The sequence below is a fragment of the Pandoraea cepalis genome (assembly GCF_902459665.1).
Classification (GTDB): domain Bacteria; phylum Pseudomonadota; class Gammaproteobacteria; order Burkholderiales; family Burkholderiaceae; genus Pandoraea; species Pandoraea cepalis.
This window is the reverse complement of sequence record NZ_CABPSL010000019.1, coordinates 65,384-92,093: the sequence shown is the minus strand read 5'-3', so window position 1 is coordinate 92,093 and position 26,710 is coordinate 65,384. Positions and strand designations below refer to the sequence as shown.

The 26,710-nt window shown below is 63.8% G+C and carries 20 protein-coding genes; 17 read left to right on the top strand and 3 right to left on the bottom strand.

From position 1 onward, the window contains the following. Positions 1 to 4 precede the first annotated feature (4 nt). The 4 genes from PCE31106_RS19935 to PCE31106_RS19920 all read left to right on the top strand — a co-directional run bounded on the left by PCE31106_RS19935 (position 5) and on the right by PCE31106_RS19920 (position 7,108). Positions 5 to 2,095: a pilus assembly protein TadG-related protein gene (locus PCE31106_RS19935; protein WP_174975323.1), complete on the top strand. Its 2,091-nt coding sequence runs from the start codon at positions 5 to 7 to the stop codon at positions 2,093 to 2,095. 118 nt (positions 2,096 to 2,213) lie between these two features. Next, positions 2,214 to 3,629, top strand: coding sequence for a sigma 54-interacting transcriptional regulator (locus tag PCE31106_RS19930; RefSeq protein WP_150564469.1), 1,416 nt, complete (start codon positions 2,214 to 2,216; stop codon positions 3,627 to 3,629). Positions 3,630 to 4,069: 440 nt separating this feature from the next. Next, the gene (locus PCE31106_RS19925) at positions 4,070 to 4,801 is read left to right on the top strand and encodes a DUF2968 domain-containing protein (RefSeq protein ID WP_083902309.1); all 732 of its coding nucleotides are present in this window, start codon (positions 4,070 to 4,072) and stop codon (positions 4,799 to 4,801) included. 414 nt (positions 4,802 to 5,215) lie between these two features. Continuing rightward, a complete protein-coding gene (locus PCE31106_RS19920) occupies positions 5,216 to 7,108 on the top strand; it encodes a potassium transporter Kup (protein ID WP_039830364.1) in 1,893 nt (630 codons plus the stop codon). A gap of 241 nt (positions 7,109 to 7,349) precedes the next feature. On the opposite strand, the gene PCE31106_RS19915 is transcribed toward PCE31106_RS19920, so the two are convergent. Next, a complete protein-coding gene (locus PCE31106_RS19915; RefSeq protein ID WP_150564468.1) occupies positions 7,350 to 9,701 on the bottom strand; it encodes a Tex family protein in 2,352 nt (783 codons plus the stop codon). Between the two features lie 141 nt (positions 9,702 to 9,842). Here PCE31106_RS19915 and PCE31106_RS19910 point away from each other — a divergent pair, with 141 nt between their 5' ends. From PCE31106_RS19910 to PCE31106_RS19900, 3 genes are all read left to right on the top strand, one after another. After that, a complete protein-coding gene (locus PCE31106_RS19910) occupies positions 9,843 to 10,685 on the top strand; it encodes a hypothetical protein (RefSeq protein ID WP_150564467.1) in 843 nt (280 codons plus the stop codon). A gap of 45 nt (positions 10,686 to 10,730) precedes the next feature. Beyond that, complete coding sequence (locus tag PCE31106_RS19905) at positions 10,731 to 10,934, top strand: YdcH family protein (RefSeq protein ID WP_017234055.1); 204 nt, start codon at positions 10,731 to 10,733, stop codon at positions 10,932 to 10,934. Positions 10,935 to 11,019: 85 nt separating this feature from the next. Further along, positions 11,020 to 13,278 (top strand): ATP-dependent DNA helicase, encoded by a 2,259-nt coding sequence (locus PCE31106_RS19900; RefSeq protein WP_039830365.1) that lies wholly within the window; start codon positions 11,020 to 11,022, stop codon positions 13,276 to 13,278. 114 nt (positions 13,279 to 13,392) lie between these two features. Here PCE31106_RS19900 and PCE31106_RS19895 read toward each other — a convergent pair whose 3' ends face one another. Then, positions 13,393 to 14,217 carry an outer membrane protein assembly factor BamD gene (locus PCE31106_RS19895; protein WP_150564466.1) on the bottom strand — a complete coding sequence of 275 codons (825 nt, stop codon included), beginning with the start codon at positions 14,215 to 14,217 and terminating at the stop codon, positions 13,393 to 13,395. Between the two features lie 21 nt (positions 14,218 to 14,238). Here PCE31106_RS19895 and PCE31106_RS19890 point away from each other — a divergent pair, with 21 nt between their 5' ends. After that, positions 14,239 to 15,399 carry an RluA family pseudouridine synthase gene (locus tag PCE31106_RS19890; protein ID WP_437343835.1) on the top strand — a complete coding sequence of 387 codons (1,161 nt, stop codon included), beginning with the start codon at positions 14,239 to 14,241 and terminating at the stop codon, positions 15,397 to 15,399. Continuing rightward, positions 15,380 to 16,201 (top strand): peptidoglycan editing factor PgeF, encoded by an 822-nt coding sequence (pgeF, locus tag PCE31106_RS19885; RefSeq protein WP_437343834.1) that lies wholly within the window; start codon positions 15,380 to 15,382, stop codon positions 16,199 to 16,201. Before PCE31106_RS19890 ends, pgeF begins: the two co-directional genes overlap by 20 nt. Positions 16,202 to 16,239: 38 nt before the next feature. Here pgeF and PCE31106_RS19880 read toward each other — a convergent pair whose 3' ends face one another. After that, the gene (locus PCE31106_RS19880; protein ID WP_150564465.1) at positions 16,240 to 16,485 is read right to left on the bottom strand and encodes a hypothetical protein; all 246 of its coding nucleotides are present in this window, start codon (positions 16,483 to 16,485) and stop codon (positions 16,240 to 16,242) included. Positions 16,486 to 16,679: 194 nt separating this feature from the next. On the opposite strand from PCE31106_RS19880, the gene phaC reads away from it, so the two are divergent. The 8 genes from phaC (at position 16,680) to PCE31106_RS19840 (ending at position 26,682) form a co-directional block, all read left to right on the top strand. Continuing rightward, positions 16,680 to 18,530: a class I poly(R)-hydroxyalkanoic acid synthase gene (phaC, locus tag PCE31106_RS19875; protein ID WP_254441207.1), complete on the top strand. Its 1,851-nt coding sequence runs from the start codon at positions 16,680 to 16,682 to the stop codon at positions 18,528 to 18,530. Between the two features lie 61 nt (positions 18,531 to 18,591). After that, positions 18,592 to 19,773 carry an acetyl-CoA C-acetyltransferase gene (locus tag PCE31106_RS19870; protein ID WP_150564463.1) on the top strand — a complete coding sequence of 394 codons (1,182 nt, stop codon included), beginning with the start codon at positions 18,592 to 18,594 and terminating at the stop codon, positions 19,771 to 19,773. A gap of 181 nt (positions 19,774 to 19,954) precedes the next feature. Further along, positions 19,955 to 20,695, top strand: coding sequence for a 3-ketoacyl-ACP reductase (locus PCE31106_RS19865; RefSeq protein WP_026131972.1), 741 nt, complete (start codon positions 19,955 to 19,957; stop codon positions 20,693 to 20,695). Positions 20,696 to 20,859: 164 nt separating this feature from the next. Beyond that, positions 20,860 to 21,435, top strand: a complete 576-nt coding sequence (gene phaR, locus PCE31106_RS19860) for a polyhydroxyalkanoate synthesis repressor PhaR (protein WP_017234064.1) — start codon at positions 20,860 to 20,862, stop codon at positions 21,433 to 21,435. A 256-nt stretch (positions 21,436 to 21,691) separates the two neighbouring features. Next, positions 21,692 to 23,059, top strand: a complete 1,368-nt coding sequence (rimO, locus tag PCE31106_RS19855) for a 30S ribosomal protein S12 methylthiotransferase RimO (protein ID WP_150564462.1) — start codon at positions 21,692 to 21,694, stop codon at positions 23,057 to 23,059. Continuing rightward, positions 23,059 to 23,994, top strand: a complete 936-nt coding sequence (locus PCE31106_RS19850) for a sugar kinase (protein ID WP_150564461.1) — start codon at positions 23,059 to 23,061, stop codon at positions 23,992 to 23,994. The genes rimO and PCE31106_RS19850 overlap by 1 nt, the downstream gene beginning before the upstream one ends. A 236-nt stretch (positions 23,995 to 24,230) precedes the next feature. After that, the gene (gene bktB / locus PCE31106_RS19845; RefSeq protein WP_150564460.1) at positions 24,231 to 25,412 is read left to right on the top strand and encodes a beta-ketothiolase BktB; all 1,182 of its coding nucleotides are present in this window, start codon (positions 24,231 to 24,233) and stop codon (positions 25,410 to 25,412) included. Positions 25,413 to 25,464: 52 nt separating this feature from the next. Further along, the gene (locus PCE31106_RS19840; RefSeq protein WP_017234068.1) at positions 25,465 to 26,682 is read left to right on the top strand and encodes a cystathionine beta-lyase; all 1,218 of its coding nucleotides are present in this window, start codon (positions 25,465 to 25,467) and stop codon (positions 26,680 to 26,682) included. Positions 26,683 to 26,710: the final 28 nt, after the last annotated feature.

Sequence of the window (26,710 nt, the reverse complement as noted above, 5' to 3'; positions counted from 1 at the left end):
TCGTATGGCCTCGTCACGTGGGGCGCAGCGGGGATCGGTTCCGATTCTTGCCTTCGTCTTCGTGATCGTGGCGCTGATTCTGGCGTTCGCCATCGATGTGGGCTATGCGTTCATGCAACGACGCGATCTGCAGCGCGCGGCCGACATGGCTGCGCTCGCCGGTGCGCAGACGCTGCCGGGATGCGCCAACGCCACGTCGTATGCGAGCGTCGCACAGGCCAACGTGACATCGAACATGGGCAGCAGCGTCACCGGCTTGCAGGTGACGACGTCGTGCGGCATCTGGACATCGCCGTCGGCCTCGGCGACCGGGCCGGGCACGTTCGTCGCGACCAATGCCGGCAATGCGACGAGTGGTAACGCAGTGTCGGTGATGTTGTCGTTGGGCGTGCCGTCCTTCTTCCAGCTCGCCGGTACCCGCACGATCACCGCCACCGCGATTGCACGCAAGGCGCCAGCGGTGGTGACGTTCACGGTCGACTCGGGACTGCTGGCGCTTAATACGAGCAATTCGGTGCTGTCGTGGATTCTCACGCCGCTGGGCGTGAACCTTCAGGCGTATGTTGCAAGCGGGCAGCAGCTAGTCGGTACCACGGTGACCCCGAGCGGCCTGTTGCAGGCGCTCGGCGTTCCGGTGACTGGGGACGTATCAGTTGCGTCGTTGTCTGGACTTGCCACGATCCAGAACTTGACCGTCGGACAGTTGCTTAGTGCGACGCGAACGGCGGTTGCGACACAAAGTGGCGCGCTTTCAGCATCGGTATCCGCTCTGGATGGTCTCATTAGTGCTTTTGGAGCATCAAATGCGCTGAGTTTGCCTGTGAAGCTGTTCGGTACGGCAACGAGTCCTGGTGTGTTTGCCAACCTCGACTTGGCGGGCGTAAGTGCTGCGAATGCCCTGACGGCCAATGTGAATGTGATGGATCTGATCTCGACCGCGATCATCGGCGGGAATGGTACCAATGCGATCTCGATCTCGACCCCGCTGCCGCTAGCTGGCGCAACTGCACTGATTACCATCGTTTCTCCTCCTCAGATCGGAATTGGTGGCAAGGGCGCTTCCGCGAGCACGGCGCAAGTACGGATTGTGCTTTCGGTCAATACGACGACCAGCAATTTGCTCGGCGGATTGCTAACGAACACGGGCACCAGATTGACGTTGCCGCTGACCGTTGAACTTGCAAAGTCGACGGCCACCGTCGTCCACGATCCGCAATGCGGGGCGGTGCCTTCCGCCACGCTTGCGGTGACATCCTCCGGGTTGGTCAATCTCTGCGTTGGCGCTGATGCTAGTGGCAATACGTCCACAACAAGTTCGGCCAGTTGCACGACGATACTGACGAACCCTACGCCCATCGCCACGCTGCTCAATTTGATAACGGTGAACGGCAATGCCAAGGTGTCGCTAGTTACGAACACGTTGCCTCCACCAACGCATACATTCACGGGGCCGTTTCCGCAGCCTTGGGGTCCGGTAGGCTCGACCGTTGATCTGAGCCAGATCGTCGGCGCACTACTCACAGGCCTGAACGTGAATGTCGGCCTAGGGCCGCTATCCAATGCGCCCGGGGCGAGTGTCGCGAACATAACCAACGGACTGTTGCAAGCGGTGCCGCCGGGGAGCACCGGTCTAAGTATTTCCACGGTCAACGCCTACTTGAATACGGCCGCCACGGGCCTCCAAACAACGCTTACTGGATTGGCTTCAACCGTGACTGGGTTACTGACGCTGAATGGGCAAACCATTGCCTCCGGGCTGACATCCACCCTCAGCGGTCTCGCCGGGACCGTGGGCGGTATTCTCAATGGCCTGGTCACTGGCGCGACAAGCCTGATTGCGGATGGCGTTTGCAACATCAGCGGTAGTCCATCGAGTTGCCGCGCAAATTACATTAACGGCACCAACATCGTAAGCACGAGCAATCTGACCCCAGTGCTGAACAGCATTCTTTACACGTTGCTTAATCCGTTACTCGCGCCGATAAGCGGGCTTATCAACCAGGCACTGGCGGCATTGGGCATCAGCATCGGCACGACCACCGTCACGGTAGACAGCATCAACTGTCAGAACGGACTGGTACAACTGGTGTATTAGCAGCGCCTGCCAAGCGTCGAGCAGCCAAACAGCCAGGCCCTCGGGCTCGGCCGGACCGAAGCACGGAAACACCTCATGACGGACACCCCTCGGGGTGTCCGGCAACCAGCGGACAAGCATGAAAAGCAAGCCAGTACGTGAAGATCTCGATGTGTACGTGTGGGAGGGCAAGTCGGATATTGCCGACCGCGTCGCGCATTGCCTCGCGAGCTTCGACATGGAAGTCATTCGTGCCGACGGCGTCGACCTCTCGCGCGAGCGCACCAAGGCGCGTCCATCCATCGCCGTGGTCAGCGTGTCGGTGATCGAAGGCGCATCGACCAATGCCCAGGAGTGGCAGTTGGGCCACGGCATGCCTGTCATCTGGGTCGCGACCACGCCGCGCGAGAACGATCCGCGCGTCTATCCGCCCGAGTACAGCAATATCCTCACGCTCGACTTCTCCGGCGCGGAATTGCGCACGCTCATCTTCAAACTCTCGGGCGCCATCGCGGAAGCCGACCGCGCCCCCGCGCCGGTGGACCCGCTGGTTGCGCAGTCGAGCGCCATGCTGGGCTTGCTCGCGGAGGTCGACGCCTTCGCCGATTGTGATTCGAACGTGCTCATTCACGGCGAGACCGGGGTGGGCAAAGAGCGCATCGCGCGCCTGCTGCACGACAAGCAAAGTCATTACGGGCAAGGCCCCTTCGTGGCCGTGAACTGCGGTGCGATTCCCGATGGCCTGTTCGAGTCGCATTTCTTCGGCCACGCCAAAGGTGCGTTTACGGGGGCGCTCTATTCGCACAAAGGCTATTTCGAGCAGGCCAACGACGGCACGCTCTTCCTCGACGAAATCGGCGATCTGCCGTTGTATCAGCAGGTCAAGCTGTTGCGGGTGCTGGAGGACAGCGCGGTGACGCGTCTGGGGTCGGCGCAACCCGTGAAGCTCGACTTTCGGCTCGTGGCGGCGACCAACAAGCACCTCAAGACGATGGTGCGCGACGAACTGTTCCGTGCCGACCTGTTCTACCGTCTCGCCGTGATCGAGTTGCATATCCCGAGTCTCGAGGAGCGCGGCCCCGTCGACAAGCTCGCCGTTTTCACGGCCTATCTCGGCAAAGTCGTCGGCGACAGCGAGGTCGGCGCGCAAGTGCCGCCGTGGCTGCGCGAACAGGTCGAGGGCGGGGTGTTTCCCGGCAACGTGCGTGAAATGCGCAACATCGCCGAGCGTGTCGGCATCATCTATCGGCAATTGGGGGGCTGGGACGAGCGGCGCATCCGCCCTATCTTCGACGCGCTTTCCATGGGCACCCCCTCACGCGGTGACGACGGCGCACGAGGCGCGGTGCTCACCGATCGCGCCCGTTGGGATGCCACCGAACGCGCACGCATCGTTGCGTCGCTCGACGCCAACGGCTGGCGACGCCAGGACACCGCCAATGCCCTGGGCATCAGCCGCAAGGTGCTGTGGGAAAAAATGCGCAAGTATCAGATCGTTGGCAACGATTCGGAACTGGCCGGCGAGTTCGAGGCGGGCACCGGTAGCGATCGCTAGTGCGCCGCGACCGGACGGCATTCGGCGCGCCTGGTTGGCAAACCGAAGGAAACGACTGAAAAGCCGGCGGCGGTCCGAGAGATGCCATCCGCCCCTCGCCATGGGATCGTGCCCCGATATCGCCGCGTGTTGCGTGGGCAATTCCTCGATTCGCCCCTAAATGACGGGATTTGTCTGACATCGAAGTTCCGTCCAGGAGAACTCGCACGGTGTGTGGAGTTGCGCGGTATCAACAGATGAATTCAGGCGGGCACAATAACGCATTCGGCGCTTGGAAGCGGGCGCGTCAATGGATAGAATTGGCGGCTATTGCGGGCGTGCGGTTATCATTCCACAAATACGCAGGTCTCAGATCCTCGGGGCGGAGTCCGGAGGGGGCGAACGAATGCGGCGAACAAGGATCGTGAAACGGTCCGGTCGATAAGAGGAAAACAGATCAGATGAAAATCAGTGATTGCCGGGGGCGGTATTGGTTGGGCGTGGGGGTGGCATGCCTGGCAGCCTGGGGAACGCCAGCGGGGGCGGCGGACGCAGTGAAGGACGTGACGGGCGCATCGCCTGCCCAACTCGCGGCGCCGACCGTGCCTGCGCAGTCGGCCAACGCGCCGGCGGCGGCCTCGGGGACGATTCAGGAACTGCGCGATCGCATTCAGAACAAGGAAGTCTCCGAACTTCGCACAACTTACAACGGCCGCTATGGCGCGAGCCTGTTGTTCTATCCGCAGACGTTGGGCTATTACGTCGCACTGTTCCATGAGGGCCAGTTCTGGCGCGTCGTGAAGCTCGGCAACGAGAAGAAGGCGGAAGCACTTTATGGCGACTTCGTGCGCCAGACGCAGGTGCTCGCCGACGTCGAAATCCGTCGCATCAAGCTCGAAGCGCAAAAGGCGCTGATGGAGCGCCAGCTCGCCGCGAGTGAAGCGCGCCTGAACGCGGTGCAGAACGACCTGACGATTCAACGCCAGCAGGAACAGGCGCTGGCCGAGAACCAGCAGGCAGTGCGCGAACAGGCCTCGGCACTGGAAACCGAACGTACCGCAGCGCGTCTGCGCCTGAACGACCTGCAAGGCCAGATCCGCTCGCTTGAAGCCGAGCAGAACAGTGCCGATTCGAGCCTCGTGCGCTCGGTCAAGAGCCCCGCCCATCGCGGCAAGGCAACGCGTCATCGTTAAGGCGATGACCTGCCGGACATCGTTCGGTCGACGGCTCAAATGCTGGGAAAACCGCCTTCGGGCGGTTTTTTTATGGGCCGCCGCGCCAGCGCTTCGCCGCCGGCGGCGGTGTCGTGCGTGGTGCACCGGTACACGCAATTGGCGGGGCTGTCGACTCGTGAATGCGCATGCCGGGCATATGTCGCGCATTTGCAACTCGAAACGCGGCGCCGCTCGCCCAATCCCAGGGTGCGCCGGGGTGGCAAAACCCTTGTCGCGCCGCACTGGTCACGGCGCACGGCTCGAATTATCCTAGCGTAGCCTGCCATGTCAGACGTCCGGCACTCAGCACCTGTCCGGACTGGCGAGGGAACCGGCGCCCAGTTAGAATAGCGCCCATTTTGTGCAGCGCAATAAAGCGATTACCCAAACCTTATGACGCAAAACATACGACACGGGCAGCGCCCTCAGGCTTTGCCCGCGCTCATGGTGGCGGCCATCGGCGTGGTCTTCGGCGATATCGGCACCAGTCCGCTCTATGCGCTCAAGGAATGTTTCGATCCGCAACACGGCATTCCGTTTACCCAGCAAGCCGTGTTCGGCATCATCTCGCTGCTGTTCTGGGCCCTGGTGATTGTCGTTTCCCTGAAGTATGTGCTGTTCGTGATGCGCGCGGACAACCGCGGCGAGGGCGGCGTGCTCGCGCTCATGGCGCTCAGCCTGCGCAGCGTGCGGAGCGGCAGCCGATGGGCGGCGGTGCTGATGATGCTGGGCATGTTCGGCGCCTGTATGTTCTATGGCGATGCGGTCATCACGCCGGCCATTTCCGTGCTGTCGGCGGTCGAGGGGCTGGAGATTGCCGCCCCGTCGCTCGCGCGCTTCGTGCTGCCGATCACCATCGTCATCCTGATCGTTCTGTTCTGGATGCAGAAGTCCGGCACGGCCAAGGTCGGTCGCCTTTTCGGCCCGGTCATGGTCATCTGGTTTGTGATTCTCGGCGTGCTCGGCGTGTACAACATCATCGCCGCGCCCGAGATCGTTCAGGCGATCAACCCGTATTACGGCATCCGCTTCATCCATACGCACGCCCTGCAAGCCTATATCGTGCTCGGCTCGGTGTTCCTGGTGTTGACCGGGGCCGAGGCGCTCTATGCGGACATGGGGCATTTCGGCATTCGGCCCATCCGATTTGCGTGGTCGCTCCTCGTGTTCCCGGCGCTGACACTGAATTACTTCGGCCAGGGGGCATTGCTGCTGACGACGCCAAAGGCCATCGAAAACCCGTTCTTCCTGATGGCCCCGGACTGGGCGCTGGTGCCGTTGGTGATGGTGGCAACGGCGGCGACCGTGATCGCTTCGCAGGCGGTGATTTCCGGCGCATTCTCGCTGACCAGTCAGGCCATTCAGCTCGGCTATGTCCCGCGTATGAAGATCCTGCATACGTCAGATCGCGAAATCGGCCAGATCTACATGCCGGTGATCAACTGGGCGCTGTTGCTGGTGATCATCTGGATCGTGCTGGCCTTCAAGTCGTCGAGCAATCTCGCGGCCGCGTACGGTATTGCCGTGACCACGACGATGGTCATCACGACCATTCTGGCGTGCGTCGTCATGGTCAAGGTCTGGAACTGGAACAAGTTCCTGGTGGCGTTGATCATCACCGGCTTCCTCGTGGTTGACTTCGCTTTCTTCGGCGCGAACCTGATCAAGGTGGAAGAGGGCGGATGGCTGCCGCTAGCGCTGGGGGCTTTCCTGTTCTTCATGCTGATGACCTGGCACAAGGGGCGCCAATTGCTGCGTGAGCGCACGGCCGCCGACGGGATTCCGCTCGCGCCGTTCTTGCAGGGGTTGCTCGCGCATCCGCCGCATCGCGTGGCGGGCACCGCCATCTACCTGACGGGCGGCAACACGCAAGTGCCGGTGAGCTTGCTGCACAACCTCAAGCACAACCGCATCCTGCACGAGCGTACGATCTTCCTTACCTTCCGTACGGTCGATGTGCCGTATGTCGAAGATCTCAATCGCATCGAGGTCCAGGATCACTCCGGCGGCTTGTTCAGCGTAGTCGCAACGTTCGGTTTCAACGAGACGCCCGACGTCAAGGAAGTCCTGAATTTGCTCGAGGGCAAGACGGACATGCACTTCGAGCTGATGGACACGTCGTTCTTCCTCGCGCGCGAGACGGTGGTGCCGACCAAGTTGCCGGGCATGTCGATCTGGCGCGAACGTCTGTTCGCATGGATGCACCAGAACGCCGCCAAGCCGACCGACTTCTTCAGCATTCCCGCGAACCGCGTGGTCGAACTGGGGACCAAGATCGAAATCTGACGGCGAGTCCCGTGCCCTGAGGGGCCGGGCACGCTGCGCCGTTTAACATGGCCGTGCGTGAACTCGATGCAACGAACCCCCAAGGATTGGCGAGGCCGCCAGCCCTTGGGGGTTTGGCGTTTTGGCGGACCGAAAAAAAGCCCGCCTTCCGGAGAGGGCGGGCCGGTCGCAACGAGACGGGACGCGGCGCGAGGTAGCGCTTGCGCGCCGTGCGTCGGACTCGTGAGCGCTGGGGCTCGACTTAGCGCTTGAGCTTGGCGAACGCGGCTGCCATGGCGTTCACCGTCTCCGGTTCACGCTGACGTTGACCGCCGCCGCCACGTTGGCCGCCGCCATTGCCACCGTTGCCGCTGCGTGCCCCACCGCCGCTACTGCCCGGACGATCGGTCGCCCCCGCCACCGGCAGGTCGTCGTTCAGGCGCATCGTGAGCGAGATGCGCTGGCGGCGCGGATCGACTTCGAGCACTTTCACCTTCACGATGTCGCCGGCCTTCACGACCTCGTGCGGATCCTTGATGAACTTCGTCGACATCGCCGAGACGTGCACCAGGCCGTCCTGATGCACGCCAATGTCGATGAACGCACCGAAGGCCGCCACGTTCGTCACCACGCCTTCGAGCTGCATGCCCGGCTTGAGGTCGGTGAGCTTTTCGACCCCCTCCTGGAACGTCGCCGTCTTGAACTCCGGTCGCGGATCGCGGCCCGGCTTCTCGAGTTCGGTCAGGATGTCCTTGACGGTTGGCAGACCGAAACGCTCGTCGACGAATTCGGTCGCCGAGACACTGCGCACGATCGAGCCGTTGCCCATCACGTCGCCAATGCTCTTCTTGATCTTCGCCAGAATGCGTTCGACGACCGGATACGCTTCCGGGTGGACCGACGACCGATCCAGCGGATTGTCGCCGCCGGTCACGCGCAGGAAGCCGGCGGCTTGCTCGAAGGTCTTGTCGCCCAGGCGCGGCACTTGCTTGAGCGCTTCGCGATTCGGGAACGGGCCGTTGCTGTCGCGGAAGTCCACGATGTTCTTTGCAAGCGTGCCGTTCAGGCCCGAGACGCGTGCGAGCAGCGGTGCCGAAGCGGTATTGACGTCCACGCCCACGGCGTTCACACAGTCTTCGACCACGGCGTCGAGCATGCGGGCCAGCTCGCGCTGGTTCACGTCATGCTGATACTGGCCCACGCCGATGGCCTTCGGCTCGATCTTGACGAGTTCGGCCAGCGGATCCTGCAAGCGGCGGGCAATCGACACCGCGCCGCGCAGCGACACGTCGAGGTCGGGGAATTCCTTCGCGGCGAATTCCGACGCCGAGTACACCGAGGCCCCGGCTTCCGAGACCACGATTTTCTGAAGCTTGAGCTCGGGATGGCGCTTGATCAACTCCAGCGCAAGCTTGTCCGTCTCGCGCGAGGCCGTACCGTTGCCGATACTCACGAGTTCCGCACCGGTGGCAGCGGCGATCTTGGCGAGTCGCGAGAGCGAGCCGTCCCAATCGCGGCGCGGTTCGTGCGGGTAGATAGTGTCGGTGCCCAGCACCTTGCCGGTGCGATCGACCACGGCCACCTTCACGCCGGTCCGCAGGCCCGGGTCCAGACCGATCACGCCCTTCTGACCGGCCGGCGCGGCGAGCAGCAGCGCCTTGAGGTTGCGTGCGAACACGCGAATGGCTTCGCTCTCGGCACTCTCGCGAATTTGCGTGAGCAGTTCCGATTCGAGGTGCGGCTGCACCTTCACTCGCCAGCACCAACGGCAGACATCGCCTAGCCACTTGTCGGCGGCGCGGTTCTGCTGGCGAATGCCGAAGTGCCCGGCGATCACGCCTTCGCACGGATGCGGGATTTGCGTGTCGAGTTCCTCGCCAAGGCCCAGCTTGACCATCAGAATGCCGAGGTTACGGCCGCGGAAGAGGGCCAGTGCGCGATGTGACGGCACGGCGGCGATCGGCTCGGCGTAGTCGTAATAGTCGCGGAATTTCTCGCCTTCCTCGCTTTCCTTGCCCTCGACGACCTTCGACGACACGACGCCCTGATGCCACAGATAGTCGCGCAGCTTGCCGAGCAACTCGGCCGTTTCACCGAATTGTTCCGACAGGATGTCGCGCGCGCCGTCGAGCGCAGCCTTGACGTCCGCCACGCCTTTTTCGGCATCGACGAACTTTGCCGCCTCGGCCTGCGGGTCGAGTGTCGGGTCGGCAAGCAAGGCCTGCGCGAGCGGTTCGAGGCCGGCTTCGCGGGCGATTTGCGCGCGCGTGCGCCGCTTTTGCTTGTACGGGAGATAGAGGTCTTCGAGCGTCTGCTTCGTGTCGGCCGCCTCGATGGCGGTGCGCAGCTCGTCGGTCAGCTTGCCTTGCTCGTCGATGTTCGCGAGGATCGCCGCGCGGCGCTCTTCCAGCTCGCGAAGATAAAGTAGGCGTTCTTCGAGCGTACGCAACTGCGTGTCATCGAGGTTATCGGTGACTTCCTTGCGGTAGCGAGCGATGAAGGGCACGGTGGCGCCTTCGTCGAGCAGTTGCACGGCGGCGGCCACCTGACGCGGCTGCACGTTGAGTTCGTCGGCGATGCGTTGAACGATCTGAAGGGCTACGTTTTGCGTCATGAGTGTTGCGAGTTACCCAAGTGCCAGGAGCGGGGCATTTTGCCATAAACCGCGGGCGCGTCCGGGCAGGCAATGTTAAAATTTGGCATCACTCTGCTCAACCTCATGATTTCCTTCGCAAAATTGTTTTCGCGCCAGTCTTTGTGTCGCCATGCCGCGGTGGGCGCGTTCGGCATCGTGACGGCGGCCGCCGTTGTGCCCGGCACGTCGTTCGCGCAGGGGCTCTCGGCGACCGAGGCCGCAGGACGCACGACCGAACAGCTTCGTGTGCCGAAGGTGCCGTTCGATGCCACGGCCGATCGCACACCGTCGCCGGCCAGTGCGGCGAGTGCCGCCATCGCCGAAGATGACAAGCCGGTCGCGTACGACGACGCCCTCGATCTGCACCCCGCTGACGACGACTTCGCCGGCCGCCGTGCGGTGCTCGATCGGCAGCGCGCCTGGATCGACTATCGTTTCGAACAGGCGAAGTACGAGTGTGCGTCGAAATTTTTCGTGAATTACTGCATCGACAACGCGCGTGACGATCAACGCACGGCGCTCAAGGCCGTTCGCAGCCAACGGCTGGTGCTGGAAGACCAGGAGCGCAAGGCGCGGGCGCAGGAGCGTGACGAGCGTCTGGCCGAGAAGCGGGCGCAAACCGCGGCCGAAGCGCCGCAGCGCGCGGCGGAGCGTGCGCAGAACGTATCCAATTACCAGACCAAGCAGGCCGAGTATCAGCAGCGTGTGACCGAGCGTACCGGAGAGGCGCCGCAGCGTGCCGCCAACGCCGAGCAGTACAATGCCAAGCAGTCCGGGCAACAGCAGAAGCTCGACGACGCGAAGGCGACGGCGGCGCAAAAAGCGGCTGAGCGCGAAGACAACGTGCGCAAGTTCAATCAGAAGCAGCAGGACGCCATCGAGCGCCAGAAGAAGTCGGATGCGCGCCGCAACGAGTCGCAATCGGGCAGTTCGCCGGCACAGAAGCCGTTGCCAGGGCAGTGAAAGCCAGCCCCGGAATCTTTTGAGAGTCGCAGGAGAGTGAGCACGATGCAGCAGGATCTTCACTCCGTCGGGCGCCGCATCATCGAGTTGCAGATCGAACACCGCGATCTCGACTTCCTGATCGACAAGTTGCTGACGGAACCGGCGTACGACGAACTCCGGGTCACACGGCTCAAGAAGCGCCGTCTGAAAATCAAGGACACGATCACCCTGCTGCAAGTGCAGCAAATGCCGGACCAGCCCGCCTGAGCGGGCGTCCCACGCAACGTTTGCGACACGCGTCCGACCGTCGGCGCGATTGCTTTTTTCATTGCCGGCGTCGCGAATCCACTCGATGCGATGCGCGGCACCTTTGAGTTTTCCTGCCGTTTTGACCGATTCCGCCGCCTCCAGCGATTTCCCCGACATCTCCCCGAGCCCCGCCGAGACGCCCACGTTCTATGGACTCAAGCCGCTTGCCGCCAAGCGCGAGCGCGAGTTGCAAGAGATCTTCGGCGACGGCGGGATGCTGGCGCGCACGATCGACGGTTATCGCTCGCGTGAACCGCAGACCGAGATGGCGCGCGCCGTGGCCGCCGCAATGGACACGCACGACACGCTGATTGCCGAGGCCGGTACCGGCACCGGCAAGACCTACGCGTATCTCGTGCCCGCCATGCTGTGGGGCGGCAAGACAATCATCTCGACCGGCACCAAGCACTTGCAGGATCAGATTTTCGCGCGCGACATTCCCACGGTGCGCAAGGCGCTCGCGGTGCCGGTGACGGTGGCCATGCTCAAAGGGCGCGCGAATTACCTCTGTCATTACTATCTCGAGCGCGCCCAGCAGGAAGGACGCTTCGCGTCACGTCATGAAGCGGCGCAGTTGCGCGAGATCACGACGTTCGCGCAAATCACGCACAGTGGCGACAAGGCGGAACTGGCCTCGGTGCCGGAGAATGCGCCCATCTGGGCGCAAGTCACGTCCACCCGCGACAACTGTCTCGGTCAGGAATGCCCGCGCTACAAGGATTGCTTCGTGATGCAGGCGCGTAAGGAAGCGCAGCAGGCGGATCTCGTGGTCGTCAATCATCACCTCTTTTTTGCGGACGTGATGTTGCGCGACACGGGGATGGCCGAGCTGCTGCCGAGCGCGAACACGGTCATCTTCGACGAAGCGCATCAGTTGCCCGAGACCGCCACGCTGTTCTTCGGTGAGACGGTCTCGACCGGGCAGATGCTCGAACTGGCGCGCGACTGCGTGGCCGAGGGGCTGATTCATGCGCGCGATGCGGCTGACTGGGTCAAACTCGGTGCGAACCTCGAGCGGGCGGCGCGCGATGTGCGTTTGACCTTCGGGCAGGACAATACGCGGATGTCGGTCGCACAATTGGCCGACGATCACGAGTTGTTCGGCGCGCTCGATAGCGTGGACGTCGCATTGCAAGACATGATCGAGACGCTCCAGCACCAGTCCGAGCGAGCCGAAGCCTTGGGGACTTGCTTGCGTCGCGCGCTGGAGTTGCATCAGCAGTTGGAACGTTGGCAGACCGGGGCAACGCCGCCCGTGCCAGGCGAGTCGCCGCTGCCGCTGCTGGATCCGGATGCGCCGCGTGTCACCGACGGCAAACGCGAAAAGGCGGCCAAGGCGCGCGAGGCGGAAGCTGCGCGGCTGGCGGCCGACGCGAAGGCATCGGGCACTTCGACGGACGAGGGGGCGGCGGAAAAAAACTACACGCCCCCGGAGACGGTACGCTGGATCGAGGTGTTCTCTCAGGCGGTTCAGTTGCATCAGACGCCGCTTTCGATTGCGCCGATCTTCTCGAAACAGCGTGCCGGAGCGCCGCGGGCCTGGATCTTCACGTCAGCTACGTTGTCGGTGAAGGGCAATTTCATGCACTATGCGGCGCAGTTGGGGCTCGATGCGGGCAAGTCGCTCACGCTCGCCAGCCCCTTCGATTATCCGAATCAGAGTCTGCTGTACGTGCCACGCGGATTGCCACAGCCGTCAGCGCCGGGCTTCACCGACGCCGTGCTCGACGCCGCCTTGCCGGTGCTCGAAGTGAGTGGTGGCCGGGCGTTTGTCCTGTGTACGACGTTGCGCGCGGTCAACCGCGCCGCGGAACGTCTGCGTGAGGAGTTCGACCGCCGTGGCTGGCCGTATCCGCTGCTCGTGCAGGGCGAGGCGAGCCGCACCGAACTGCTCGATCGGTTTCGCGCGCTTGGCAACGCCGTGCTCATCGGTAGTCAGAGTTTCTGGGAAGGGGTCGACGTGCGCGGCGAGGCGCTCTCGCTTGTCATCATCGACAAATTGCCGTTCGCGCCGCCGGATGATCCGGTGCTGGCCGCGCGGCTCGACGCGCTCACGAAGAAGGGGCTCAGCCCGTTCGCCGTGCATCAGTTGCCGCAGGCGGTCATCACGCTCAAACAGGGCGCGGGACGGTTGATTCGTTCTGAACTCGATCGTGGTGTGTTGATGATTTGCGATCCGCGTCTCGTCGACAAGCCGTACGGCCGCCGGATCTGGCAGAGCCTGCCGCCGTTCAAGCGCACGCGCGAGCTACCCATTGTGCGCGGCTTCTTCGATGAGATCGCCGCCGACGCGGGCGACTGACTCGCCGACCCATTGCCGCGGCATTCGCCGGAATCGACCCGGCGCATCAGGCACCAAAACAAAAAAGCCCTCGCGCGAGCGAGGGCTTTTCGATGGGGCAGACCGAAGCGACGTTTACCGCCAGAGCTGCCACCAGGACTTCTTGTCGCCGCTGTTGTCGGTGCGATGGCCGACCGTCAGATAACCGCTCTTCGGATAGGTCTTTTCCATCACGCGGCGAGCGTCGTCACGCAGTTCGGTCATGCCGAGTTTGTCGTACGACTTGATCATGATGCCCAGTGCGTCTTCGAGCGCCGGTGCCTGATCGTAGTCCTTCAGCGCGCTTTGTGCACGATTCACGGCCGCCAGGTACGCACCGCGACGATAGTAGTACTCGGCGGCATGCACTTCGTGGGCGGCCATGGCGTTGACGGCGTAGCGCATGCGCAGCGCGGCGTCGTTGGCGTACTTGCTGCTCGGATAATGCTCGACCAGGTATTTGAAGCTGTCGTAAGCCGCGCGCAGTGCCTTCGGATCGCGCTCGCTGAGATCCTGTCCCGAGAAGCGGCCGAACAGGCCCAGGTCGTCATTGAAGTTGATCAGACCCTTGAGGTAATAGGCGTAATCGATCGACGGGCTGTCCGGATGCAGGCGGATGAAGCGGTCGATGGCGGTGAGGGCCTGCGCCGGCTCGTTGTCCTTGTAATAGGAGTAGGCCGTGTTGATCTGCGCTTGCTGCGCGTGCGGGCCGAACGGATCGCGCCCTTCGAGCAGCTCGTAGTACTTGGCGGCCTTCGTGTAGTCGCCGCTATCGAAGCTGTCCTTGGCTTCCGAGTATAATTTGTTCGTCGACCAGCCGGCCGTTTCGTCGACCTTCTCCGGCAGAATGCCGCAGGCGGCAAGGCTGCCGACCACGATTGCGGCCAGCGTCAGGTGTTTGACAAGTTTCAGGGCTTGCATGCTCGTTAGCTTCACTTCTCGATGACCCATTCAATTCTGCCGGATTATAGCGTAACCGCCTCATTTGCCACGGAAAATGCGGAGGATTCGTCTGACGACGACTTCGATTCGCTTCCTGAGGCTTTCCCAACGGCAGCCGACGGCACCCATCCCGGTGCTCCCTTGTCCGGTTCCGCCTTGTCGGGCGGGGCTGGCGTCAGCGCGCCGCTTAGCGCCACCTTGCCCGAGTCGCTGGCCGGGGAGCGACTGGACAAGGCGCTCGCGCAATGTTTTCCCGAATACTCCCGTAGCCGGTTGCAGGCGTGGGTCGAAGACGGCCGCGTCACGCTCGACGGTGAGGCCGCCAAGGTGCGCCAGAAAGTGGCGGGCGGCGAGGCCGTCCTCATCACGCCGGCACCACTGCCCGATCAACTCGCGTTTGCCCCCGAGCCGGTGCCGCTCGACGCCGTCTACGAGGACGCAACACTGGCCGTCTTCAACAAGCCGGCGGGCCTGGTCGTGCATCCGGCGGCGGGTAACTGGTCCGGCACCTTGCTCAACGGTCTGTTGTATCGCTATGGCCAAGCGGCCGCCGATCTGCCACGCGCCGGTATCGTTCACCGGCTCGACAAGGAGACGTCGGGCCTGATGGTCGTGGCGCGTACGCTGGTGGCCCAAACCGATCTGGTGCGCCAGTTGCAGGCCCGCACCGTCAAACGCCATTACGCCGCGCTGGTGTGGGGACGCCCGCCGCAGCGCACGGTCGTGGACGCTCCCATCGGTCGCGACCCGCGTGAGCGCACTCGCATGGCGGTCGTGCCCGGGCAGGGCGGTAAGCCGGCGCGCACGCGCGTCGTGACGGTCGCCAGCGCAGAATGGGAAGGTTCCCCGGTGTCGCTCGTGCTTTGCTCGCTCGATACGGGACGCACGCACCAGATCCGCGTTCATCTCTCGCACCTCGGCCATGCGCTGTTGGGCGATCCCCTCTACAAACCCCGTCACAAACGACCGGTGTTGCCGGGCGATTTTGCGCGTCAGGCACTGCATGCCTGGCGATTGGGGTTGATTCATCCCGAGGATGGCCGTCTCGTGCACTGGCAGGCACCTTTGCCGGATGACCTGCGTGCGCTCGTGGCCGCGCTCGGGCTCGAATTCGATTTTTCAACGCTCCCCGATTCGCTCGATGACTTCTTCCCTGCCTGAGTCAGACCTGATGCCCGCGGACTGGATCGTCCCCGACTGGCCCGCTCCGGCCAACGTTCGCGCCGTCTTCACGACGCGCGCGGGCGGCGTGAGTCAAGGGCCGCAAGCCACGTTCAACCTGGGGACCAAGGCGGACGACGAGCCGGCCGCCGTGCGGATCAATCGTGCGTTGCTCGCGGCGCGCACGGGCGTACCGTCGGCATGGGTGGCGCAGATCCACGGCCAGCGTGTGGTCGATGCGCGCGCAGCGCTCGAGGCGGCCGATGCCGGCGACCCGTTGCAGGCCGATGCCAGCGCGACGAGCGAGATTGGCCTTGCGAGCACCGTCATGGTGGCGGATTGCCTGCCGGTGCTGCTGTGCGACGCGCAAGGGCGTGCGGTGGCCGCTGCGCATGCCGGCTGGCGCGGACTTTGCGCCGGGGTGATCGAGCAGACAGTGCAGGCATTGCGAGCCCGCTTGCCGAAGGGCGACGCCGATGCGCCGGTCTTGGCGTGGCTCGGCCCTTGCATTGGGCCCCAAGCGTTCGAAGTCGGCCGGGAGGTGAGTGAAGCGTTTCTTGCGGCCGCAACGCCCGACGAGCGTGGAGCGACGCAGTCTGCGTTCGTCCCGCACGGTGATCCCGATGCGGGGAAGTCGTTGGCGGATTTGTGTGCGCTTGCACGGTTGCGACTGGCCCGTGAGGGCGTGACGCAGGTCTCGGGCGGGCAATGGTGTACGGTCGGCGATCCGGCGCGATTCTATTCCTACCGGCGCGACCGGACGACGGGTCGCATGGCGGCACTCGTGTGGCGCACGGCCTGACGCCGATTACCGCGCAAGCGAGTCTGTCCGGGGTTCCGTCACGGCAAAGGCGTGGGCGGCGAGCGCGGTGACGCGTCGCGATCCGACGATGAAGGGACTTGCGCGACGGCGTCATCGGTTCGCGGCGGGCGGGCACGCCGGAGGCGGGCGCCTGCGATGTACAAACAGAGCATCGTCGGCGCGAGGCCACCGCAGACAAAGATGACGATACCCAGTGCGATGGACGGCGCGGTGATGGCGACCATCGCAATGACATAAAGCCAGCCAAGAATGACGATCAGCATTGGGGCAAACGCGCAGGCAAAAATAGGTGGGGCGACGGAAAAATGCACGCAAGACGGACGCTGCAAGCATTGACACACTTGCGCGCGCACGCAAGAATGCTTCGCAGGTGGGGCGTATCGCTAAGCAAGCGCTGCGTGCCGCCGCGTTTCGGGCGCTGGCCCGTGAACGCAACGAACGTGACACTCAGGCTATCATGAATCGCGCCAGTGCCAACTTCGATCCGGCCTCGTTGGCCGCCTCGTTCGCCAAGCAGTTTCCCTCCGCTTCGCTCTCCGCTCAGGACATGTCGCAGTGGTTCACGGCCGCCCAACAACTGTTCGGGGCGCTGCCAGGGGCTGCCGGCTCTTCATTCTCCGGTGCCCCTGGGACACCGTCCGCCGCAAACCCGTTCGCGGGGCTTTTCGATCTCATCGGCAAGGCCGGTAGCCTTCCGCCGCCGACGTCACCGCACGTCGATCCGGCGCGTCTGAATGCGCTTCAGACGGAATATGCGCGCGAATTTTCCGAACTTGTCGCCAGCTTCACGCAGCCCGGACTGGACACGGCGCCGGCCTTGGGAGACCGGCGCTTCGCGGGCGACGGTTGGCGTAATCCGTTCTACGCGATGCCCGCGGCGCTGTATTTGCTCAATGGACGCTTCTTGCTGCGCATGGCCGATCTGGTCGACGCCGACGCCAAAACGCGCGAGCGGATTCGGTTTGCGGTAGAGCAGTGGGTGGCGGCCAGTTCGCCGGCCAATTTCATCGCGACCAATCCGGACGCGCAGCAGCGCCTCGTGCAAACGAAAGGCGACAGCCTGCTCACCGGCATGCAGCACCTGCTTGCCGACATGGGCAAGGGCAAGGTGTCGCAAACCGATGAGGCCGCGTTCGAAGTCGGTCGCAACGTGGCGACGACCGAAGGCGCCGTGGTCTTCGAGAACGACCTGATCCAGCTCATCCAGTACAAGCCGCTCACGCCAACGGTGCATCAGCGGCCGCTACTCGTCGTGCCGCCTTGCATCAACAAGTACTACATCCTCGATCTGCAGCCGGAGAACTCGTTGATCCGCTATGCGGTCGAGCAGGGCAATACCGTGTTTGTCGTGTCGTGGCGCAATCCCGACGTATCGCTCGCTCACAAGACCTGGGACGACTACGTAGGCGAAGGGCCGATCGCCGCGATCGACGTGGTGCGTGAGATCAGCGGGCAACCGCAGATCAATGCGCTCGGCTTCTGCGTGGGTGGCACGCTGCTCTCCGCCGCGCTCGCCGTGCTGGCCGCGAAGGGCCAGAAGGGCGCCAAGTCGCCGGTCGCCAGCGTGACCTTGCTGACTACGCTGCTGGACTTTTCCGATACCGGCGTGCTCGACGTCTTCATCGACGAGCCGCATGTGCAATTCCGCGAGCAGACGATCGGCGGCGGCGCCGGGCATCCGCCGGGCCTCATGCGTGGTGTGGAGCTGGCGAATACGTTCTCGTTCCTGCGCCCGAACGATCTGGTCTGGAATTATGTGGTCGACAGCTACCTGAAGGGCAATGCGCCCCAGCCGTTCGACCTGCTTTACTGGAACGGTGACGGCACCAATCTGCCGGGGCCGATGTTCTGCTGGTATCTGCGCCATCTTTATTTGCAAAACGAATTGAAGCGCCCGGGTGCGGTGCAAACGTGCGGCGTGCCCTTGGATCTGGGCGCCATCGACGCGCCGGCATATGTGTTCGGCTCACGCGAGGATCACATCGTGCCGTGGACGTCGGCGTTCCGTTCGCTGCCGTTGTTGGGCGGCGAGCGACGCTTCGTGCTGGGCGCTTCCGGTCACATCGCGGGCGTGGTCAATCCGCCGGCCAAGAAAAAGCGCAGCTACTGGCGCAACGACGACGTGGGTACCGATGCCAACGACTGGCTGGCCGGCGCGACGGAGCACCCCGGCAGTTGGTGGAGCGACTGGAGCGAGTGGCTTGCAGGCTACGCAGGAAAACGCGTCAAGGCGCCAAAAGCGTATGGTAATGTTGTTTATGCCCCTATCGAACCGGCGCCCGGTCGCTACGTGAAGGCCAAGGCCTGAACGGGCGGCACCCACGGGCATCCCCCGCGGGTTCGACTCATTTGGAAACGAGGAAAGAGACATGACGGATATCGTGATTGTGTCGGCTGCGCGTACCGCAGTCGGTAAATTTGGCGGCTCGCTCGCCAAGGTGGCAGCGCCGGATCTGGGCGCCATCGTGATCGACGAGGTGCTCAAGCGCGCCAAGCTCAAGGGCGAGGACGTGAGCGAAGTCATCATGGGTCAGGTACTCACGGCCGGCTCGGGTCAGAACGTGGCGCGACAGGCTTCCATCAAGGCGGGACTGCCTGCGATGGTGCCGGCCATGACCATCAACAAGGTGTGCGGCTCGGGCCTGAAGGCCGTGATGCTCGCCGCGAACGCGATCACCGCAGGCGACGCGGACATCGTCGTGGCGGGGGGGCAGGAGAACATGAGCGCCGCGCCGCATGTGCTGCCGGGCTCGCGTGACGGCTTCCGCATGGGCGACGCCAAGCTGATCGACACGATGATCGTCGACGGCCTGTGGGACGTGTACAACCAGTTCCACATGGGCATCACGGCGGAGAACGTCGCCAAGGAATACGGCATCACCCGCGAAATGCAGGACGCATTCGCCGCCGCTTCGCAGAACAAGGCCGAGGCCGCGCAAAAGGCGGGCCGTTTCGACGCCGAGATCGTGCCGGTCCTGATTCCGCAGCGCAAGGGCGATCCGCTGGTGTTCAACACCGACGAATTCGTTCGCCATGGCGTGACGGCTGAGTCGCTCGCGAGTCTGAAGCCCGCATTCGCGAAAGACGGCACGGTGACCGCGGCGAATGCGTCGGGGATCAACGACGGCGCGGCCGCTGTCGTCGTGATGTCGGCCAAGCGCGCCGAGCAACTGGGGCTTACGCCGCTCGCGCGCATTGTCGCGTACGCGAACGCAGGCGTCGATCCGAAGGTGATGGGCATCGGCCCGGTTCCGGCATCGCAGCGTTGCCTCGCGCGTGCGGGGTGGAAGGCCAGCGATCTGGACCTGATGGAAATCAACGAAGCCTTTGCGGCGCAGGCACTGGCCGTGAACCAGCAGATGGGTTGGGACACTTCCAAGATCAACGTGAACGGTGGTGCGATCGCCATCGGACACCCGATCGGGGCGTCGGGCTGCCGTATTCTCGTGACGTTGCTGCATGAGATGGCGCGCCGGGATGCGCGTCGCGGCCTGGCATCGCTGTGCATTGGTGGTGGCATGGGCGTCGCGTTGGCGCTCGAGCGCGTCTGACGCGCATCGAACAGCGTTCGAAAAAAATCGAATCGGTATCGTCCGTGCGTGCAGTGCGCACGGGCGCACGCTGAAGTCGGCAGGAGACGAAAGGCGCGCGCGGGAACGCGCGGCTTGTGCGTCAGTCAATTGGCAGTCGCAACAGGTGGCAGAGATGCCGCTATTTTGGGGGAAGCTTTCCATGACTCAACGCATTGCATATGTGACAGGTGGGATGGGCGGTATTGGTACGTCCATTTGCCAGCGGCTGCACAAGGATGGCTTCAAGGTGGTGGCGGGTTGCGGGCCGAATTCGCCGCGCCGCGTGAAGTGGCTGGAAGACCAGAAGGCGATGGGGTTCGACTTCATCGCGTCCGAAGGTAACGTTGGCGACTGGGAATCCACGACGGCCGCGTTCAACAAGGTCAAGGCCGAGGTCGGCGAGGTCGACGTGCTGGTGAACAATGCGGGCATCACGCGCGATGTCGTCTTCCGCAAGATGACCCGCGAGGACTGGGATGCCGTCATCGACACCAACCTCACGAGCCTGTTCAACGTGACCAAGCAGGTCATCGAGGGCATGTGCGAGCGTGGTTGGGGCCGCATCATCAACATTTCGTCGGTCAATGGGCAAAAGGGGCAGTTCGGTCAGACCAACTACTCGACGGCCAAGGCCGGTATCCACGGCTTCACGATGTCGCTGGCGCAGGAAGTGGCGACCAAGGGCGTGACGGTCAACACCGTGTCGCCGGGGTACATCGGGACGGACATGGTGCGCTCGATTCGTCAGGACGTGCTGGACAAGATCGTGGCCACGATTCCGGTCAAGCGCCTGGGCGAACCGGGTGAGATCGGGTCCATCGTGGCATGGCTGGCATCGGAAGACTCCGGCTTCTCGACGGGGGCGGATTTCTCGCTCAACGGCGGCCTGCACATGGGCTAAGCGGGATCGGGGCGTAGGGGGCGCGACGGGCGACACCCGCGCCGCGCGCCCCGTTGCGGGTTAGGGCTTTGCCGCATAGCAGCAAACGTCCTAGAATCGATAATATGTGACTAACCCCGACCGCCGGTCGGGGAAGTCCTTCATAAAAGCAGGAAACCCACCGCATGGCCGCGAGCAAGAAGACTGACGAACGCCTGATCAAAAAGTATCCGAACCGGCGTCTGTACGATACCCAGACCAGCACGTACATCACCCTTGCCGATGTGAAGCAATTGGTACTCGAGACCGAGGAGTTCAAGGTCGTCGATGCCAAGTCGGGTGAGGATCTGACGCGCAGCATTCTGCTGCAGATCATTCTGGAAGAAGAAACCGGTGGCGTGCCGATGTTCTCGAGCGCCATGCTCTCGCAGATCATTCGTTTCTATGGGCATGCGCTGCAGGGCATGATGGGCACGTATCTCGAGAAGAATATCCAGACGTTCATCGAAATTCAGAACAAGCTGGCCGATCAGTCGAAGGGCATCTACGAAGGCGCGTCCTTCAACCCGGACGTCTGGGCGCAATTCATGAACATGCAGGCACCGATGATGCAGGGCATGATGACCAACTACATCGAGCAGTCGAAGAACCTGTTCGTGCAGATGCAAGAGCAGATGCAGACTCAGGCGAAGTCGATGTTCAATACGTTCCCGTTCCCGGGAGCGCCGGGCGCTCCGGGCGACCCGAACAAGAAGCCCTGACGGTTTGGCCGACGTTGCGATGTGGCACGGGGCGCGCAACGTCGCGATCGGCAACATAGTTGGAACGCCCCACGGGCGAACAGGGTAAAATACGCGGTTGTTCGCCGCGAGGGACTTCTTGCGGCGGTTTCGGCGGCAGGCAGGATCTGCGTCTCGCGCGGTGTTTCGGCATTGTGGGGGATGCGCCAGGAGTGACTGAGGTCGCTGCTTCGCCGGTCGATCGTTCCCCGTATTTTCTAGATCAGGATTTCGCCCCATGTCCCGCCCATCGCCCGCCGGCACCCCCAAGGTCGGCTTCGTTTCGCTCGGATGCCCCAAGGCGCTGGTCGACTCCGAGCAAATCCTGACGCAACTGCGTGCCGAAGGTTACGACATCGCCGGTACCTATGACGGTGCCGATCTCGTGGTGGTCAATACTTGCGGCTTCATCGATGACGCCGTTCAGGAAAGCCTCGACGCCATCGGCGAGGCGCTGGCCGAAAACGGTAAGGTGATCGTCACCGGTTGCCTGGGCGCCAAAAAGGACGCCGCCGGTCAGGACATCGTAACGGCCGTGCACCCGAAGGTGCTGGCCGTCACCGGTCCCCACGCCCTGGGCGAAGTGATGAGCGCGGTGCATACGCATCTGCCGAAGCCGCACGACCCCTTCTCCGATCTTGTGCCGCCCGCCGGCATCAAGCTTACGCCGCGTCATTACGCGTATCTGAAGATCTCCGAAGGCTGCAACCATCGCTGCACGTTCTGCATCATCCCGTCGATGCGCGGCGATCTCGATTCGCGCCCGGTGGCCGAAGTGATGCTCGAGGCCGAGAACCTGTTCAAGGCCGGCGTGAAGGAGCTGCTGGTGATCTCGCAGGACACCAGCGCGTATGGAGTCGACGTGAAGTACCGCACCGGTTTTTGGGCGGGGCGTCCGCTCAAGACTCGCATGACCGAACTGGTCACGGCGCTGGGTGAACTGGCCAAGCAGTATGGCGCCTGGGTGCGGTTGCACTACGTCTACCCGTACCCGCACGTCGACGAGATCATTCCGCTGATGGCCGAAGGCCACATCCTTCCGTATCTCGACGTGCCGCTGCAACACGCCCATCCGGATGTGCTCAAGCGCATGAAGCGCCCGGCCTCGGGGGAGAAGAATCTCGAGCGCATTCAGGCGTGGCGCAAGCTGTGCCCGGATCTGACGATCCGCAGCACCTTCATCGCAGGTTTCCCGGGTGAGACCGAGGCCGAGTTCGCGTATCTGCTGGACTTCCTTCGCGAGGCCGAACTGGACCGCGTGGGTTGTTTCGCCTATTCGCCGGTCGAGGGGGCGAAGGCCAACGAATTGCCGGGTGCCTTGCCCGACGAAGTGCGCGAGGAGCGCCGCGCGCGCTTCATGGAAGTGGCCGAAGAGATCTCGGCGCAGCGCCAGCAGCGCAAGGTCGGCACGACGATTCAGGTCATCGTCGACGAGATCAATCAGGACGGTGGCGTGGCGCGCTCGGCGGCCGACGCCCCCGAAATCGACGGCCTCGTGTACATCGAGCCCACGCCCAAGGCGGCCAAGCGCCTGAAGGTCGGCGAGTTCGTGAACGTGACGGTGACCGGCGCCGACGGCCACGATCTGTGGGGCGAGGTGGTCTGATGGCGCTCACGCATACGTCAGGCCCGCAAGTGCTGGCCATGGGCGAAGCCATGGTCGAGTTCAACCAGTCGCCCGACGACCCCCGCCAGTATTTGCAGGGCTTCGGCGGCGACACGTCCAACTTCGCCATCGCTGCGCGTCGCCAAGGCGTCAACACGGGCTTCGTGAGCGCGCTCGGCGACGACCGCTTCGGTCGCATGTTGCTCGATTTGTGGCGTGAGGAAGCCGTCGATACGGACGCCGTTCGCGTCGATGCGCAGGCTCCGACCGGCGTCTATTTCGTGTCCCACGACGCGAGCGGGCACCATTTCGACTATCTGCGCGCGGGCTCCGCCGCGAGCCGTTACCGGCCCCAGGATCTGCCGCGCGAAGCGTTGGCGAGCGCATCTTTCCTGCACCTGTCGGGGATCAGCCTGGCGATCAGCGCGAGCGCTTGCGACGCCGCTTTCGAGGCGATGTCGATGATTCGCGCCGCCGGCGGCAAGGTGTCGTTCGATACGAATCTGCGCCTCAAGCTGTGGCCGTTGGCCCGCGCCCGCGCCACCATGCGCGAAGCCTTCAGCCTGACCGACGTCTGCCTGCCGAGCTGGGACGACGTGACGGCGGTCACTGGGCTGGACGATCGCGATGCGATCCTCGATGCGCTGCTCTCGTACGGCGTGAAGGTCGTGGCGCTCAAGCTCGGTCGCGAGGGCTGCTATGTCGCCACGCCGGACGAGCGTCGTATCGTCGCGCCATATCCGGTAAAGGCCGTTGACGCCACCGGGGCCGGCGATTGCTTTGGCGGCGCTTTCGTGGCCCGTCTGGCGCTGGGCGAGGATCCGTTCGCGGCGGCGCGCTACGCCAACGTCTGCGCAGCGTTGTCGACAACCGGTTACGGCGCAGTCGCGCCCGTACCGCGCGCCGAGCAGGTGCTCCAGACACTGGCGGGCTGATCCGCATCAATGCTTGACCTACCGGGGCACGTCGATGCTCCGGTTTCCCCTCGCTTCGCTTCCCCCCGACTTCCGTCGCTTGCGCCACTTCCCGCCGCAGCGCGATGCGCGGCACCCGACACGGGCGCCACCCCCGCAAGCTTGCTCATCGAAGTTTCCCTCCACTGCGTCTGCCATCGCGGTAACCCCTGCGGCGCTATACTCATTGCCAACTGAAATTCACCCGGAGAAGAGACATGCAACGAGAAGTCGTGATCGTCAGCGGTGTGCGCACCGCGATTGGAGATTTTGGCGGCAGCCTGAAGGATTTCGCACCGACCCAGCTCGGTGCCATCGTCGCCCGCGAGGCCATGGCGCGCGCCCAGGTGGGCGGTGACGACGTCGGCCACGTGGTGTTCGGCAACGTCATTCATACCGAACCCAAGGACATGTATCTGGCTCGCGTGGCGTCCATCGAGGCGGGCGTTAGCCAGCATGCGCCCGCGATGACCGTCAATCGCCTGTGCGGCTCCGGTCTGCAGGCGGTCGTTTCTGCCGCGCAGTCGATTCTGCTGGGCGACACCGACGTGGCGATGGCGGGCGGCGCGGAGAGCATGAGCCGCGCGCCGTACGTGATGCCGGGTGCCCGCTGGGGCACGCGCATGGGCGAATCGCGTCTGGTCGACATGATGCTCGGCGCGTTGCACGATCCCTTCGCCAACATTCATATGGGCGTGACGGCAGAGAACATCGCGAAGAAATGGGGTATCACGCGCGACGATCAGGATCGTCTCGCGGTCGAATCGCATCAACGCGCCGCGCGCGCCATGGCGGCGGGCTATTTCAACGACCAGATCGTCCCTATCGCGATCAAGTCGAAGAAGGGCGAGGTGTCGTTCACCACCGACGAACATGTGCGTGCGGAAGTGACGCTGGCCGACATGGCGAAGCTGCGCCCCGTGTTCGAGAAGGACGGCACCGTCACGGCCGGGAACGCCTCGGGGCTTAACGATGCGGCCGCCGCGCTGATTCTGATGGAACGCGCCGAAGCCGAGCGTCGCGGTGCCAAGCCGCTCGCGCGCCTGGTCAGCTACGCCCACGCCGGGGTCGATCCGAACTATATGGGCATTGGTCCGGTGCCGGCGTCGCGCAAGGCGCTGGAGCGCGCCGGGCTCAAGGTCGGCGACATCGATGTGGTGGAAGCCAACGAAGCATTCGCCGCGCAGGCGTGCGCGGTCACGCGCGACCTCGGGTTCGATCCGGCCAAGGTGAATCCGAACGGTTCCGGCATTTCGCTGGGCCACCCGATCGGCGCGACCGGTGCCCTGATCACGGTCAAGGCGTTGCACGAGTTGCAGCGTATCGGCGGGCGCTATGCACTGGTGACGATGTGCATCGGCGGCGGCCAGGGCATTGCCGCCGTGTTCGAGCGCGTGTAAGTTACTCCCGGGGGCCGGTGTCGTTGCCGGCCCGAGTCTTTCCGGAGCCGTAATGACGCAAGACAACCGTAAGCCCCTCGACACGCCGGAAGCCAATGGCTGGCATTGGCAAACCAATATTCTGCATACGGACACCCACGTGCCGGCCGGTTTCGCCGCGATGCCGGTGCCGGTGGCCCGCGCATCGACGGTGATCTTCCCCGATCTGGCCGCCATGCGCTCGCTCGACTGGAAGAACGACAGCCAGTGGCGCTACGGTCTGCATGCCACGCCCACATCGATGGAGTTGATGCGGCGCTTGGCGGCGCTCGAAGGCGGCAAACACTGCCTGCTGTTCCCGTCGGGACTTGCCGCGATCTCCAATGTGTACTTTGGCCTCGTCAAGAGCGGTGACGATGTCCTTATTCCAGACAACGCCTACGGTCCGAACCGAGAGCACGGTGACTGGCTCGCCGAGTCGTTCGGCATCACCGTGCGCTACTACGATCCGATGATCGGTGACGGTATCGGCGCGCTGATTCAGTCCAACACGAAGGTGATCTGGCTCGAGGCCCCGGGCTCGGTGACGATGGAAGTCCCCGACGTGCCGGCCATCGCGCGCGTGGCGCGCGAGCGGGGCGTGCTCACGGCCATTGACAACACATATTCCGCCGGCTTGGCATTCCGTCCGTTCGATCACGGGGTGGACATCTCGGTGCAGGCCCTCACCAAGTACCAATCGGGCGGCAGCGACGTGCTGATGGGCTCGGTCGTGACCGTCGACGATAACGTGCACCACCGTCTGAAGCAGGCGCGCATGCGCATGGGCGTGGGTGTGTCGGCCGACGATTGCAGCCTCGTGTTGCGCAGTCTGCCGAATATGCAGCTACGTTTCGAGGCGCACGATCGTGCTGCGATGACGCTGGCGACGTGGCTGGGCACCCGTCATGAAATTGCGGCCGTGCTGCATCCGGCGTTCGAGGATTGCCCCGGCCATGCGCATTTCCATCGCGACTTCACGGGCGCGGGTGGTCTGTTCTCCGTGGTGTTCGACGAGCGCTACACGCCGGCGCAAATCGACGCATTCATCGAAGCGCTTCGCTTGTTCAAGATCGGTTTCAGTTGGGGGGGCGCGCACAGCCTGGTGGTGCCCTATCGCGTGCCGTCCATGCGCTCGGCAACGCCGTGGCCGCATAAGGGCGCGCTGGTGCGCTTTTACGTCGGTCTCGAAGACGTGCGCGATTTGCAGGCCGATATCGAAGCCAGTCTGACGGCGCACCTCGGCGCCTGAGGCGGGGAACGCGCGCCCACGAAGGGCG

Bases quoted from the DNA above. Each gene is read 5' to 3' on its own strand.
- PCE31106_RS19935 (WP_174975323.1), top strand. From the start codon at position 5: ATGGCCTCGTCACGTGGGGCGCAGCGGGGATCGGTTCCGATTCTTGCC.
- PCE31106_RS19930 (WP_150564469.1), top strand. From the start codon at position 2,214: ATGAAAAGCAAGCCAGTACGTGAAGATCTCGATGTGTACGTGTGGGAG.
- PCE31106_RS19925 (WP_083902309.1), top strand. From the start codon at position 4,070: ATGAAAATCAGTGATTGCCGGGGGCGGTATTGGTTGGGCGTGGGGGTG.
- PCE31106_RS19920 (WP_039830364.1), top strand. From the start codon at position 5,216: ATGACGCAAAACATACGACACGGGCAGCGCCCTCAGGCTTTGCCCGCG.
- PCE31106_RS19915 (WP_150564468.1), bottom strand. From the start codon at position 9,701: ATGACGCAAAACGTAGCCCTTCAGATCGTTCAACGCATCGCCGACGAA.
- PCE31106_RS19905 (WP_017234055.1), top strand. From the start codon at position 10,731: ATGCAGCAGGATCTTCACTCCGTCGGGCGCCGCATCATCGAGTTGCAG.
- PCE31106_RS19900 (WP_039830365.1), top strand. From the start codon at position 11,020: ATGCGATGCGCGGCACCTTTGAGTTTTCCTGCCGTTTTGACCGATTCC.
- PCE31106_RS19895 (WP_150564466.1), bottom strand. From the start codon at position 14,217: ATGCAAGCCCTGAAACTTGTCAAACACCTGACGCTGGCCGCAATCGTG.
- PCE31106_RS19890 (WP_437343835.1), top strand. From the start codon at position 14,239: ATGACCCATTCAATTCTGCCGGATTATAGCGTAACCGCCTCATTTGCC.
- pgeF (WP_437343834.1), top strand. From the start codon at position 15,380: ATGACTTCTTCCCTGCCTGAGTCAGACCTGATGCCCGCGGACTGGATC.
- PCE31106_RS19880 (WP_150564465.1), bottom strand. From the start codon at position 16,485: ATGCTGATCGTCATTCTTGGCTGGCTTTATGTCATTGCGATGGTCGCC.
- phaC (WP_254441207.1), top strand. From the start codon at position 16,680: ATGAATCGCGCCAGTGCCAACTTCGATCCGGCCTCGTTGGCCGCCTCG.
- PCE31106_RS19870 (WP_150564463.1), top strand. From the start codon at position 18,592: ATGACGGATATCGTGATTGTGTCGGCTGCGCGTACCGCAGTCGGTAAA.
- PCE31106_RS19865 (WP_026131972.1), top strand. From the start codon at position 19,955: ATGACTCAACGCATTGCATATGTGACAGGTGGGATGGGCGGTATTGGT.
- phaR (WP_017234064.1), top strand. From the start codon at position 20,860: ATGGCCGCGAGCAAGAAGACTGACGAACGCCTGATCAAAAAGTATCCG.
- rimO (WP_150564462.1), top strand. From the start codon at position 21,692: ATGTCCCGCCCATCGCCCGCCGGCACCCCCAAGGTCGGCTTCGTTTCG.
- PCE31106_RS19850 (WP_150564461.1), top strand. From the start codon at position 23,059: ATGGCGCTCACGCATACGTCAGGCCCGCAAGTGCTGGCCATGGGCGAA.
- bktB (WP_150564460.1), top strand. From the start codon at position 24,231: ATGCAACGAGAAGTCGTGATCGTCAGCGGTGTGCGCACCGCGATTGGA.
- PCE31106_RS19840 (WP_017234068.1), top strand. From the start codon at position 25,465: ATGACGCAAGACAACCGTAAGCCCCTCGACACGCCGGAAGCCAATGGC.